Source organism: Pantoea sp. X-Soil-YNGN-775, from assembly GCF_059730575.1.
This window is the reverse complement of sequence record NZ_AP035945.1, coordinates 3384468-3397639: the sequence shown is the minus strand read 5'-3', so window position 1 is coordinate 3397639 and position 13172 is coordinate 3384468. Positions and strand designations below refer to the sequence as shown.

General features: G+C 59.3%; 13 protein-coding genes. 8 read left to right on the top strand and 5 right to left on the bottom strand.

What is annotated here, in order from left to right:
* The first annotated feature begins 11 nt into the window (after nt 1–11).
* The 5 genes from AC6I8I_RS15795 to AC6I8I_RS15775 all read left to right on the top strand — a co-directional run bounded on the left by AC6I8I_RS15795 (nt 12) and on the right by AC6I8I_RS15775 (nt 4214).
* Complete coding sequence (locus tag AC6I8I_RS15795; protein WP_497828056.1) at nt 12–1043, top strand: hemin-degrading factor; 1032 nt, start codon at nt 12–14, stop codon at nt 1041–1043.
* Nucleotides 1040–1864: a heme/hemin ABC transporter substrate-binding protein gene (locus AC6I8I_RS15790; protein WP_312053014.1), complete on the top strand. Its 825-nt coding sequence runs from the start codon at nt 1040–1042 to the stop codon at nt 1862–1864. The genes AC6I8I_RS15795 and AC6I8I_RS15790 overlap by 4 nt, the downstream gene beginning before the upstream one ends.
* Nucleotides 1854–2849 (top strand): FecCD family ABC transporter permease, encoded by a 996-nt coding sequence (locus AC6I8I_RS15785; RefSeq protein ID WP_312053012.1) that lies wholly within the window; start codon nt 1854–1856, stop codon nt 2847–2849. Before AC6I8I_RS15790 ends, AC6I8I_RS15785 begins: the two co-directional genes overlap by 11 nt.
* A complete protein-coding gene (locus AC6I8I_RS15780) occupies nt 2846–3622 on the top strand; it encodes a heme ABC transporter ATP-binding protein (protein WP_497828055.1) in 777 nt (258 codons plus the stop codon). The genes AC6I8I_RS15785 and AC6I8I_RS15780 overlap by 4 nt, the downstream gene beginning before the upstream one ends.
* Nucleotides 3623–3716: 94 nt before the next feature.
* The gene (locus AC6I8I_RS15775) at nt 3717–4214 is read left to right on the top strand and encodes a CinA family protein (RefSeq protein ID WP_312053009.1); all 498 of its coding nucleotides are present in this window, start codon (nt 3717–3719) and stop codon (nt 4212–4214) included.
* A gap of 39 nt (nt 4215–4253) precedes the next feature.
* Here AC6I8I_RS15775 and acuI read toward each other — a convergent pair whose 3' ends face one another.
* A complete protein-coding gene (gene acuI, locus AC6I8I_RS15770; RefSeq protein ID WP_497828054.1) occupies nt 4254–5237 on the bottom strand; it encodes an acrylyl-CoA reductase (NADPH) in 984 nt (327 codons plus the stop codon).
* Between the two features lie 382 nt (nt 5238–5619).
* The gene (locus AC6I8I_RS15765) at nt 5620–5766 is read right to left on the bottom strand and encodes a hypothetical protein (RefSeq protein ID WP_312053005.1); all 147 of its coding nucleotides are present in this window, start codon (nt 5764–5766) and stop codon (nt 5620–5622) included.
* Nucleotides 5767–5835: 69 nt separating this feature from the next.
* On the opposite strand from AC6I8I_RS15765, the gene AC6I8I_RS15760 reads away from it, so the two are divergent.
* Entirely contained in the window at nt 5836–7989 is a 2154-nt protein-coding gene (locus AC6I8I_RS15760) for an ornithine decarboxylase (RefSeq protein ID WP_497828053.1), read from the top strand.
* Nucleotides 7990–9381: 1392 nt separating this feature from the next.
* Here the strand turns inward: AC6I8I_RS15760 and mltC are convergent.
* Genes mltC through mutY form a run of 3 tightly spaced genes read right to left on the bottom strand, consistent with a single transcriptional unit; the run spans nt 9382 to nt 11873 of the window.
* The gene (gene mltC / locus AC6I8I_RS15755; protein WP_312057605.1) at nt 9382–10461 is read right to left on the bottom strand and encodes a membrane-bound lytic murein transglycosylase MltC; all 1080 of its coding nucleotides are present in this window, start codon (nt 10459–10461) and stop codon (nt 9382–9384) included.
* A 54-nt stretch (nt 10462–10515) separates the two neighbouring features.
* Nucleotides 10516–10788, bottom strand: a complete 273-nt coding sequence (locus AC6I8I_RS15750) for an oxidative damage protection protein (protein ID WP_497820474.1) — start codon at nt 10786–10788, stop codon at nt 10516–10518.
* Entirely contained in the window at nt 10788–11873 is a 1086-nt protein-coding gene (gene mutY, locus AC6I8I_RS15745) for an A/G-specific adenine glycosylase (RefSeq protein ID WP_312057602.1), read from the bottom strand. The genes AC6I8I_RS15750 and mutY overlap by 1 nt, the downstream gene beginning before the upstream one ends.
* 154 nt (nt 11874–12027) lie before the next feature.
* Between mutY and trmB the strand changes: the two genes are divergently transcribed.
* Nucleotides 12028–12747: a tRNA (guanosine(46)-N7)-methyltransferase TrmB gene (gene trmB / locus AC6I8I_RS15740; RefSeq protein WP_031375787.1), complete on the top strand. Its 720-nt coding sequence runs from the start codon at nt 12028–12030 to the stop codon at nt 12745–12747.
* A complete protein-coding gene (locus tag AC6I8I_RS15735; RefSeq protein ID WP_031375786.1) occupies nt 12747–13073 on the top strand; it encodes a YggL family protein in 327 nt (108 codons plus the stop codon). The genes trmB and AC6I8I_RS15735 overlap by 1 nt, the downstream gene beginning before the upstream one ends.
* The last annotated feature ends 99 nt before the right edge of the window (nt 13074–13172 follow it).

The window sequence follows — 13172 nt, the reverse complement described above, 5'->3', positions numbered from 1 at the left end:
AGCACCTCATCATGAATTCTGTTTACCAGCACTACCTCGCCCTGAAAGGCGAACAACCGAAAAAATATGCCCGTGACCTTGCGGCGTTGATCGGCATCAGCGAAGCGGCGCTGTGTGAGGCACGAATCGGGATAGATGCCCGACGGCTGAAGTGCGACTTTCCGGCACTGCTGAAAGCGCTGGAGTCGGTCGGCCAGACTAAAAGCATTACCCGTAACGCCTATGCCGTTCATGAACAGCTCGGCGAGTATAAAAACCTGCAGCTCGGTGCCCATGCTGGCCTGGTGCTGAACCCGCGCGCGCTGGATCAGCGTCTGTTTGTCGCCCAGTGGCGCAGTGCGTTTGCCCTGCAGGAGCAAACCGCACAGGGCAAACGGCACAGCATTCAGATTTTCGATCGCCACGGTGATGCGGTACTGAAGATCTATGCGACCGATCAGACCGACCGGGCGGCGTGGCAGGCGCTGATCGTCGCGTTTACCGAGGTCAGTGCGCCGCCGCTACAGGTGGAGCCGGTCGCTGCCGTCGCTCACAACCCTGCGGTCGATGCCGCCGCCGTCGATCGCGAATGGCGCGCCATGACCGACGTTCATCAGTTTTTCAGCCTGCTCAGGCGGCATAACCTGTCGCGCCAGCAGGCGTTCCGCGCTGCCGGTGACGATCTGGCCTCGCAGACCAGCAACGATGCGCTGGCGCGTCTGTTGCAGATGGCGCAGCAGGCGGGTAACGAAATTATGATTTTTGTCGGTAACCGGGGCTGTACCCAGATTTTCACCGGCGCGATCGACAAACTGGTGCCGCTGGAAAACTGGCTCAACGTCTTTAATCCTCACTTTACCCTGCATCTGATGGCGGACCAGATCAGCGAAAGCTGGATCACCCGCAAACCGAGTGGCGACGGCTTTGTCACCAGCCTGGAACTGTTTGCCGCCGACGGCACGCAGATCGCCCAGTTGTACGGGCAGCGTAATGAAGGCACGGCGGAACAGCGACGCTGGCGCGAGCAGATCGAGGCCCTGCGCGCGGCGGGAGCAATGGCATGAAATGGCTGAGTCTGCTGGGCCTGTTGCTGGTGCTGCCTGCGCTGGCGGCGGAGCGGGTGGTATCGATTGGCGGTGACGTCACCCAGATTATCTATGCGCTGGATGCCCAGCAGCAGCTGGTGGCGCGCGACAGCACCAGTCTGCATCCGGCGCTGGCCACCCGGCTGCCGGATGTTGGCTACATGCGCCAGCTCAATGCCGAAGGGATTCTGGCGCTTAAACCGACGCTGGTGATCGCCAGTGCGCAGGCCAGGCCGTCGCGGGTACTGCAACAGATTGCCCAGGCCGGGGTGCGCGTGGTCACGGTCAGCGGCGAGAACAGCCTGCAGGCGATCCCGCAAAAAATTATCACTATCGGCCAGGCGCTCGGCCATCAGAACGAGGCGCAGGCACTGGCACAACAGATGACGCAGCAGATCGGCCAGCTGCCACGGCAGACGCTGCCGGTAAAGGTGCTCTATATTATGGCCAACAGCGGCATGAAATCGATGGCCGCGGGTCAGCAGACCGCTGCCGATAGCGCCATCCGCAGCGCCGGGCTGGAAAATGCGATGGGCAGCGTGCCGCACTATCAGGCGCTGTCGCAGGAAGGGGTGATCGCTGCCGCGCCGGACCTGGTGGTGATGGGTGAAGAGGGGTTGCAAACTATCGGCGGCGAACAGCGTTTGTGGCAGCTACCCGGTCTGGCACTGACGCCAGCTGGTCAGCAGCATCATTTACTGGTGATCGATACTCAGGCACTGCTGGGCTTTGGTCTGGATACGCCGCGGGCCATCCTCCGGTTACGCCAGGCAGCGGAATCTCTGATGCATGAACGGTAATACGCTGCGCGGTCTGGCGCTGATGGCCCTATTGCTGCTGGTATCGATGGTGCTGGCGGCCAACCTTGGCGCGATGTCCCTGTCGCTGCGCGCCCTGTGGCAGGCACCGCTCAGCGATATGATCTGGCAAATCTGGCTGAATATCCGCCTGCCGCGCGTACTGCTGGCGGTGCTGATCGGCATGGCGCTGGCGGTGTCGGGCGCGGTGATGCAGGGTGTGTTTCGCAACCCGCTGGCCGATCCGGGTCTGCTCGGCATCAGCAGCGGTGCCGGACTGGCGGTGGCGCTGGCAATCATTGTTCCGCTGGCCCTGCCGCCGTCGCTGGCGCTGTGGCTGCCGATGATCGCCGCGTTTATCGGCAGCCTGCTGGTGACGCTGCTGATCTTCAGCTTCAGCGGTCTGGCGCGCGGCAATCTGTCGCGGCTGCTGCTGGTGGGCATCGCCATTAATGCGCTGTGCGGGGCGGCGGTCGGCGTGCTGTCGTGGCTGAGCAACGATCAGCAACTGCGTCAGCTGTCGCTGTGGGGTATGGGCAGCCTGAGCCAGGCGCAGTGGCCGGCGCTGCTGATTTGCGCGGTACTGATTTTACCGGCGCTGCTGCTGTTACAGACCAGGGCGCGCCAGCTGAATCTGCTGCAGGCGGGGGAAGAAGATGCCCATTACATGGGCGTTGATGTGAAACGCACTCAGCACCAGTTACTGATCCTCAGCGCGCTGCTGGTCGGTAGTGCGGTTTCGGTCAGCGGGGTGATCGGCTTTGTCGGCTTAGTGGTGCCACATGTGATGCGTTTTTGTCTTGGTAGCGATCATCGCTGGTTGCTGCCCGGTTCAGCGCTGGCCGGGGCGATCCTGCTGCTGCTGGCCGATACCCTGGCGCGCACGGTGGTGGTGCCGGCGGAGATGCCGGTCGGCCTGCTCACCAGCCTGATTGGCGGGCCGTGGTTTCTCTGGCTGATCCTGCGTCAACAGCGAGGCATCGAATGAACGAATTACTGCAGGCCACGGATCTCTGTTTATTCCGCGACGGCAAGGCGATTATCGATCGGCTCGACGTGACGCTGGCGGCCGGTGAGATGGTGGCGCTGATTGGCCCCAACGGTGCCGGTAAATCGACATTGCTGCGCCTGCTGACGGGTTTCCTGCCGCCCGATCGGGGTGAATGTCGCCTGGGCGCAACCCGGCTGGCGGACTGGTCACGCCATCAGCTGGCACGCCGCCGGGCGGTGATGCGTCAGCAAACCCAGCTGACCTTTTCTCAATCCGCCGAATCGGTGGTGGCAATGGGACGTGCGCCCTGGCCGGAGGCCGGAAGCCGGCAGATTGTGGCTGAGGTCATGCAGCTGTCCGGCTGTGATTCGCTGGCCCAGCGCGACTACCGCCAGCTGTCCGGCGGTGAACAGCAGCGGGTGCAACTGGCGCGGGTGCTGGCACAGCTGTGGCAGGATGGCGCGCCGCGCGGCTGGCTGTTTCTGGATGAACCGACCTCGGCGCTGGATCTTTTCTGGCAGCAGCAGACGCTGCGTTTATTGCGACAGCTCACCCGGGCCGGTGAGCTTAGCGTCTGCGCCGTGCTGCACGATTTGAATCAGGCGGCGTTATGGGCCGATCGCATCCTGCTGCTGCACGCCGGCAGGCTGGTGGCGCAGGGTACGCCGCAGGCGGTGATGACGGAAGCGACGCTGACCCGCTGGTATCAGGCTGAGTTGCAGGTCACGCAGGGTGCGAGCGGACAGCCGCATATCCAGCTGCGGGTTTAGGCCGTTTCGCTTTTAAAACATTGTGTTGCGAGGCTCTGTGTTGCCAGTTTTGCGCCATACTTGTGTTCCTGGGTGAGTTATTAAGGAGACAATAATGGCGCAATCATTAGACCAGACCGCTCAACAACTGGGTGAAATTTTACTCTCTTCCGGACTTCATCTTGCTACTGCCGAATCCTGTACCGCCGGGTTAATTAGCATGACGCTGGCGGCGGTGGAGAACAGCGGCAACTTTTATACCAGTGGCTTTGTGACCTACAGCGAGAATGCCAAGGTCCGCCTGCTGGGGGTTCGTCCCTCGACGCTGGAGCAGCATACGGCGGTCAGTGAACAGACGGTGCGGGAAATGGCGCAGGGGGCCTGCGCGCGCTCCGGCGAGCCGGTCGGGCTGTCGATCAGCGGCTATGCCGGGCCTGATGGTGGTGAAGATGGCACGCCGGCGGGCACCATCTGGTTCGGCTGGGTATTGCCGAATGGCCGTGATGATGCCGAGTGTCATCAGTTCAGTGGCGATCCCAAATCGGTAATGGAGCAGGGCGCGCAGTTTGCGCTGGCAGGCCTGATTAAACGACTTCAGCTGCCGGTGGAATAAAGGCGCAATGCTGCGCCTTATCCGACAGGTGTAACCGTTTTAGCGACAGTCGACGATCAGGCGGCCACGCACTTTGCCCTCCAGCAGGTCCTGAGCCCCCTGGCGGGCTTCGCTTAAGGGGATCACCTGCGTCAGCTGGCTCAGCAGATCGCTATCAAGTAATTCTCCGAGCCGTTGCCAGGCTTGCTGGCGCAGCGGGATCGGAGACATCACACTGTCCACGCCGGCCAGCGTGACGCCGCGTAAGATAAACGGTGCAACGCTGGTCGGCAGATCCAGTCCCTGCGCCATTCCGCAGGCGGCGACCGCGCCGTCACGCTGGGTCGCGGCCAGCACGTTGGCCAGCGTGTGGCTGCCGACGCTATCTATCGCTGCCGCCCAGCGCTCTTTCATTAACGGCTTACCGGGCTGGGAGAGTTCGTTGCGGTCAATAACTGAAGCCGCACCCAGCGTATCAAGCAGATAAGCGTGATCGCTGGCGCGTCCGCTGGAGGCGATCACCTGATAGCCAAGCCGGGCCAGCAGGCTGACGCTAAAGCTGCCGACGCCGCCGCTGGCACCGGTTACCAGCACCGGACCGCGAGCCGGCGTGATGCCCTGTTTTTCCAGCGCCATCACGCACAGCATCGCGGTCAGGCCGGCGGTACCAATCGCCATGGTTTGCAGCGGGCTGAGCGTGGCGGGCACCTCTACCAGCCAGTCGCCGGTCACGCTGGCTTTTTGCGCCAGGCCACCCCACTGTTTTTCGCCCACGCCCCAGCCGGTGAGCAGGGCGACGTCGTCCTGTTGCCAGTCAGGATGACGGCTGGCGGTGACCCGTCCAACAAAGTCGATACCCGGAACCATCGGAAACTGACGCACGATCGGACCTTTATTACAGATCGCCAGCGCATCTTTGTAGTTAAGGGATGAGTAACTGACGTCGAGAGTGACATCGTGGTCGGGCAGTAGAGATTCGGGAAGATCTTTCAGCAGAGAACGGTAACCCTGTTCGTCATTTTCAATGACCAGTGCCTTGAACATGCAGCCTCCGGCAAAATAGGAAAGAGGGAAATAAGTTTACGCCTGCTGGCGTGATTACGGTAGGGACAGGGCCGCTAACGGCTGGCCGCGTCGCTCTCCCCGCCGGCAACGCTGAACGGATTAGCGAAGGAGGGGTGCATAAATCAGCATATAATTCAGTTAATTAGTCGGATATTTCAGGTTTAATTTTATTTAAATCAATTAAAACAATAGCTTGTGATTTTAGCAGGTTGACTAATTAATTGCTTTCTGCGGCTTGTTCGCGCCAAAAAAAGATGACATCATGACCGCCACATTTTTGCACCCGCTTATCGCTTTCAGAGGACGTTGCCATGTCCGGTTCACCGCGCACTCGCTCTGGTTACCGTTCGTTGTTTCCGGCTTACGCCCGATTATTCTCCGCTCCGCCGATCACGTTCTGCATCACCATGCGGTGAGGCCAGTCTGGCGCTGGCTGCTGGCGATCGGTAAAGACGATGTATAACCGATCATCGGTGGCTGAAAGCAGCCGCATGCCCCTGTTTGACATTATCCGCCGGGGAGATCTCCCCATTGCTGTGCCTCTGGCACTCACGCCCTGACGTTAGGGATTTGCCTTATGACCCCACTGAAAATTGCTGCCAGCGCCGCGGTGGCGCCCAATCTGACTCTTAACACTGCGCGCGACGTGGTGACGCTGGATAACACTGACTTTACCGATGTGGCGGCGGTGGTCGTCTCACTGGCGGATACCCGCAGCGGCGTGCTGGCCCTGTTGCGCCACACCGGCTTTAATCTGCCGGTGTTTGTGGCTAACGCGTTTGAGGAAGAGGTGATGCACCTGCCTGGCGTCAGCGGTGAGCTGAACGGTGAACCGCAGGACTGGATCGCGCTGGAAGCCGCCGCGCAGGCGTATGAAGCGGCTCTGCTGCCGCCGTTTTTCGAGACGCTGACCCGCTATGTGGATATGCAGAACAGTACTTTCGCCTGTCCGGGACATCAGGGTGGGGCATTCTTCAAAAAGCATCCGGCGGGCAAACAGTTCTATGATTTTTATGGTGAGAACCTGTTCCGTTCTGATATGTGCAATGCCGACGTCAAACTGGGCGACCTGCTGATCCACGAAGGATCGGCTAAAGATGCGCAGAAGTACGCAGCAAAGGTGTTTAACGCCGATAAAACCTACTTCGTTCTTAACGGCACCTCCAGCGCCAATAAAGTGGTGACCAATGCGCTGCTGACGCGCGGCGATCTGGTGCTGTTTGACCGCAATAACCACAAATCGAATCATCACGGTGCACTGATTCAGGCGGGTGCGACGCCGGTTTATCTTGAAGCTGCGCGTAATCCTTTCGGCTTTATCGGCGGCATTGACGCGCACTGCTTCGATGAGGCTTATCTGCGCGAGCAGATTGGCAAGGTGGCCCCTCAGCGTGCCGTAGAAGCGCGTCCTTTCCGGCTGGCGATTATTCAGCTGGGAACCTACGACGGTACGGTATATAACGCGCGTCAGGTGGTGGATCGCATCGGCCACCTGTGTGATTACATCCTGTTCGATTCCGCCTGGCTCGGCTATGAGCAGTTTATTCCGCTGATGGAAGGCTGTTCGCCGCTGACCCTGACGCTGACTGAAAACGATCCCGGCATTTTTGTCACCCAGTCGGTGCACAAGCAGCTGGCGGGCTTTTCGCAGACCTCGCAGATCCATAAAAAAGATAACCACATCCGTGGTCAGCGACGCTTTTGCCCGCATAAGCGCCTGAATAACGCCTTTATGCTGCACGCCTCAACCAGTCCGTTCTATCCGCTGTTCGCCGCGCTGGACATCAACGCCCGCATGCATCAGGGTGAGGCGGGACGGCGGATGTGGGATGAGTGCGTTACGCTGGGGATCGAGGCGCGTAAAGCGATCCTTGAGCGGTGTGAGATGATCCTGCCGTTTGTGCCGGAAACGGTCGATGGGCAACCCTGGCAGGCGGCCCCGACTGAGACGATCTCCCGCGATCTGCGCTATTTCAGCTTTGAACCGCAGGCCAACTGGCACGGCTTTGCGGGTTATGCCCGCGATCAGTATCGTGTTGATCCCTGTAAGCTGCTGCTGACCACGCCGGGCATTGATGCGGCGAGCGGTGACTACGCCGGGTTTGGCATTCCCGCCACTATCCTGGCGAACTATCTGCGTGAGAACGGCATCGTGCCGGAGAAGTGCGATCTTAACTCGATCCTGTTCCTGCTGACGCCAGCCGAAAGCCCGGAGAAAATGGCCAATCTGGTGGCGATGCTGGCGCAGTTCGAACAGCACGTTAAGGAGGATGCGCCGTTGGCTGAAGTGTTGCCGACGATTTACCGCAAGAATGCTCAACGTTATGCCGGCTATACCCTGCGCCGACTGTGCCAGGAGATGCACGATCTTTATGTCAGCCACGATGTGAAGAGCCTGCAACGGATGATGTTCCGCGAAGCGGGTCTGCCGCCGGTGGCGGTGAATCCTCAGGATGCGCATCAGGCGTACATTCGCGGAGAGGTTGAGCTGGTGCCGATCGCTGAAGCCGAAGGGCGGATTGCTGCGGAAGGCGCATTGCCTTATCCACCGGGCGTGCTCTGCGTGGTACCGGGTGAAGTGTGGGGCGGGGCGGTGCAGCGCTACTTCCTGGCGCTGGAAGAGGGCGTTAATTTACTGCCGGGCTTCTCGCCGGAATTGCAGGGAGTTTACACCGAAGAGGACGCCGCAGGGCGTAAGTATCTGGTGGCTAACATGATGGTGGGCCGCTGACCTGAGCGTGGGCAGAGGCGGGTAGCGGCCCGCCGGGCCTTTTGTCCGCTGTGCGAACGGGCTATGAGAGGTTTTCGCCTGGCGGCGGTGTACGCTTTGCAGCGAGCTGGCACTTAATGGATTTTCGCCCGGCAGTGGGTATGCACTGAGCGGGTTTCGCCCGCCTGGCCCTGGGTTCGCTGCGCGAACGGGCTATGAGAAGGTTTCGTTCGCCGGCTGGCTGCGGTAGTTTCAGTTTCGCCGCTGCCGGCGACCGACAAGGGGCCGCCAGTCGCCGCGCCCCCTTGACCCCGGGCTCCGGCCTGCTTCACCGCCGCTTCGCGGTCCCTTCGCCTTTTCCGTATTTCTTACGGAACGCCAGGACGCGCCATCCGTGGCGCGATCCCGCCTCTTCGCGACATCCCTGTCGCTCGTCCTGAAATCCCTCATCGGCTCAGCGGTTCTGACGGCCTCCTAACTTCTCGCTGTTATCTCTTTTTTTCTTTGTTTGGTGCTGCGTTGCTGTGGGGCGTTAGCAATATTACTTTCAGCGTTGCTGTTACGTTCAGGGACGTTAGCCGCCAGAAAAAGAAAGCATTCATCCACCGCTGTCAGACGTTTTAGAAACCACAGACGGGGGGCCAGAAATGTTCGCGGCGCGAACGGGCTGATAAGGTTCCGTTCGCCGGGCGGTAGCGGGCTGGATATTCGCGGCGCGAATAGGCGCTGAGAGGTTTTCGTTCGCCGGCTGGCAGCGGCAGTTTCAGTTTCGCCGCTGCCGGCGACCGACAAGGGGGCGCCAGTCGCCGCGCCCCCTTGACCCCGGGCTCCGGCCTGCTTCACCGCCGCTTCGCGGTCCCTTCGCCTCTTCCGGATTTCTTACGGAACGCCAGGACGCGCCATCCGTGGCGCGATCCCGCCTCTTCGCGACATCCCTGTCGCTCGTCCTGAAATCCCTCATCGGCTTAGCGGTTCTGACGGCCTCCCTAAACCCCCTGCTGTTATCTCTTCTCAAAAGATTCAGTACCTTATCGCTGAAGATTTTCGGGATTGTTTTTGGCTTTCAGGCCAGCAGACGACACTTAATCCCAGAAAATAAAAGATATAACAGGCGGGGGGTTGTGAGAGGCGTCCGCAGCGCTGAGGAACAACCGGAGGCCAGGAGAGCCGACAGGAGGTCGGCGAAAGGACGGCTCGCGCCAGGGATGGCGCGTCCGGCCGGTCCGTCGGCTGCAGGGAGTGACGAAGGGACCGCGCGAAGCGTGGCGCGCAGGTAGCCGGACGCCGGGATTGTTAAGGGGCGGGCGGCCGCCCCTTGACGCGTCCGCCTGCCCGGGCAGGCTGAAACTCCCCACCGCCTGGCGGGCGAAACCCGCTCAATGCCAGCCCGCCGCCAGGCGAACCCACCCGCTATCAGAACCCACGATAACTGCGCTGTGCGGTACTCACCTTATACAGATAGCGACGTGACTCCGCCGAAGGGTGCTGGCTGGTCAGGGTCTGGTAAACCTTGTTCGGTGACATGTTGTTGATCATCGAAAACGCGCGATCTTTATCGCTGGAGAAGACCCGCAATACGCTGCCTGCACCGCCATTGTAGGCGGTGATCACCGCATAACGGCGTGATACCGGGTCCTGAATGCCGCCCAGATAACTGCGCTGCAGCAGCGACAGATAGGCCGTACCGGCATCAATATTGTTCTCCGGATCCAGCAGATAGCTGCGGCTTGGTTTACCCCATTTCCCTTTCATGCGGAACACATCGACCCCGGCGGTATGCTGCACCACCTGCATCAGACCCAGCGCATCGGCGTGGCTGACGGCGTAAGGGTTAAAGCTCGACTCGGTCTGCATGATCGCCAGAATCAGCGAGGCATCGACGCCATACTGTTCCGACGCTTTGCGCACCATCGGCAGATATTTGTGCGCACGCTTATCCAGATGGTTAGGCACCATCGGAATCGAGACCGAGTAGATCACATGCAGACCCGAGGTACGGCGCTGCAATTTATTCTGGATCAGATAATCGGCAAAGGCTTCGGCGCGTCCCTGCCAGCGGATCGGCTGGCCGGTGTTGTCGAGCACCTGACCGTAAAGTAGCGGCTCTTTACTGATCACAATGTCATTGGCGTCGGAATAGAGATCGACGTTGCCCGGATCTTCGCCAATCAGCAGCGTGGTGACAATCGCCTGACGCAGGCTGGCCATCGGATCGGTGCCCGCGATGGTCTCAATCGTCAGCTTACCGCTTTCGAAGTTGATGTGGCTGCGGGTGTAATAATTGTCGCTATATTTGACGTAATCTTTCGGTCCGGCGATCAGGACCTCATTAATACCCCAGATATTCTCAATGTTGTGGGCAAACTGGCCCATCAGAATATCGAAACCGTTGGTGTCTTTTACCCAATCTTCATGAAACTGCTGTTTTTTTTGTCCGGAGCAGGAAACCAAAAGTGGTGCCATCACCAGCAAGGCGATCAATTTTTTGTTCATTGGGAATGCATGCCTGATCGGGATAAAGAGCCTCAACGCTGAGGCCCAAACTGTTTACGCTTCTGGCGGTGTATAGCCTTCGATATGTACCTCTTTGCCTTCAAACAGGAAATTAATCATCTCCTTTTCCAGCACCTTACGATCTTCCGGATTCATCATGTTGAGCTTTTTCTCATTGATCAGCATGGTCTGTTTCGCCATCCATTTCTGCCAGGCTTCTTTCGAAATCTCGTTGTAAATACGTTTGCCCAGCTCGCCAGGATAGAGCTGGAAATCCTGCCCTTCCGCGTCGCGTTGTAAAAAAGTACAAAAAATAGTGCGGCTCATTATTCTTCCTCATTGATCTCACAACTGCCCAAAGCCAGTTGTCGGGGATGGCGCAATTCGTGTAACAGGCGCTCAACGGGCGCAGCTAATCCCACAGATGGTGGCAGCGCTAAGTTATACCAGAGACCGCCCGCTTCATCCATCGCCGCCCCGACAGAAGGCCACGCCAGCCACATAGGCACAATATCCAGATGGAAATGGCTGAAGGTGTGACGGAAGGCGGTAAGCTGCTGTGGCTTAGCATGGATACCGCGTGCCGCCAGCCAGTCAGTCAGCGCCTCTTCACTGGTGAACTGCGGAAAGCAGAACAGGCCGCCCCACAATCCGACCGGAGGACGCTGCTCCAGCCAGACCCGATCGCCATGCTGCATCATCAAAAACCAGCCGCTGCGCTCCGGCAATACCTGCTTCGGTTTTTTACCGGGGTAGCTGGCCCAGCTGTTATGAGCATAGGCTTCGCAGCCGCTGTTCAGCGGACAGATATCGCATTTCGGTTTCGAGCGGGTACAGACGATCGCCCCCAAATCCATCATCGCCTGATTAAACTGGCTGACGCCCTCGGCGGGAGTGACGGTTTCGCTGATCTGCCATAAGCGTTTCTCAACCTCTTTTTTCCCCGGCCAGCCGCCGACGGCGTAACACCGCGCCAGCACGCGTTTCACGTTGCCGTCGAGAATCGGGAAGTGCTGACCCAGTGATAACGACAGGATCGCCCCGGCAGTTGAGCGACCGACGCCGGGCAGGGCGGCGACGTCATCGAAGTTACGCGGGAACTCGCCCTGATGCACCTCAACAACCTGCTTCGCCGCCTTATGCAGATTGCGCGCCCGGGCGTAATAGCCGAGGCCGGTCCACAGATGCAGCACTTCATCCAGCGGCGCCGCCGCTAAATCGCCAACCGTAGGGAAGCGCGCCATAAAGCGTTCAAAATAGGGAATAACCGTGGCAACCTGGGTTTGCTGTAACATCACTTCGGACAGCCACACCTTATAAGGCGTCTTTTCCAGCTGCCAGGGCAGGGTTTTGCGGCCAAAGCGCTGGTACCAGTCCAGCACTTGTTGCGCGAACTGCGGCGCTTGCATCATAAGAAGGAAATTTTCCGTGTTTACTCTACACTCAGGCAGGAATTCCAGCACATGCGCACCTGGGTGTAAACCGGAAGATTGCAAAGGCTTGCTTCTGCTTATGAACTTTGCATAATGCCCGTTTCCCAGAACAGGCTAACCAGCAGGCTTCGACATGATTAATGACGTCATCACCCCAGAATTTGATGAGAACGGGCGGCCATTGCGCCGGATCCGCAGTTTTGTACGCCGCCAGGGCCGCTTAACTAAAGGACAGCAGCAGGCAGTGGACACCTACTGGCCGGAGATGGGGGTGGAATATCAGCCGGAGCCGATCGATCTGCCCCAGCTGTTTGGCCGGGACGCGCCGGTCACGCTGGAAATCGGCTTTGGCATGGGCGCCTCGCTGGTCACCATGGCGCAAAATACGCCACAGCAGAACTTCCTCGGCATTGAGGTACACTTGCCGGGCGTCGGTGCCTGCCTGGCTTCCGCGAAAGAAGCGGGCGTCGATAACCTGCGCGTAATGTGTCACGACGCGGTAGAAGTGCTGGAGAAAATGATCCCGGATAACTCGCTGCGTATGGTCCAGCTGTTTTTCCCGGATCCGTGGCATAAAGCCCGTCACAACAAACGTCGTATCGTTCAGGTGCCGTTTGCCGAGCTGGTGATGCGTAAGCTGAAGCTGGGCGGCGTATTCCACATGGCGACCGACTGGGAAGCCTACGCGGAACATATGCTTGAAGTGATGAACAGCATCGATGGCTTCCGCAATCAGTCTGAGCAGCAGAATTACGTGCCGCGTCCCGAGACGCGTCCACTGACCAAGTTTGAGCAGCGCGGGCAGCGTTTAGGCCATGGCGTATGGGATTTAATGTTTGAGAGGGTGAAATAATGGCCACACAACGCAGCCGCCGTTTACGTAAAAAACTGCATATCGATGAGTTTCAGGAACTGGGTTTCTCCGTCGCCTGGCGTTTCCCGGAAGGCACCAGTGAAAGCGAGATCGATGAGACGCTGAATCAGTTCATTGATGAAGCGATCGATCCTAACGGTCTGGCCTTCGATGGCAGCGGTTACCTGGTGTGGGAAGGACTAATCTGCCTGCAAAAAACCGGCAAATGCACCGATGAGCATCGCGAGCTGGTACGTAAATGGCTGGAAGAGCGCAAGCTGCAGGACGTGCAGGTGACTGAACTGTTTGATGTCTGGTGGGACTAAGTAACACGACGCCGGGCCGGCTGACGCGGGATGGAAAGATGATCCATAACGGCGAGGCCGCCCGGCCCTTCAGGATCCGGTTCAGACAGAAGGTGAGGG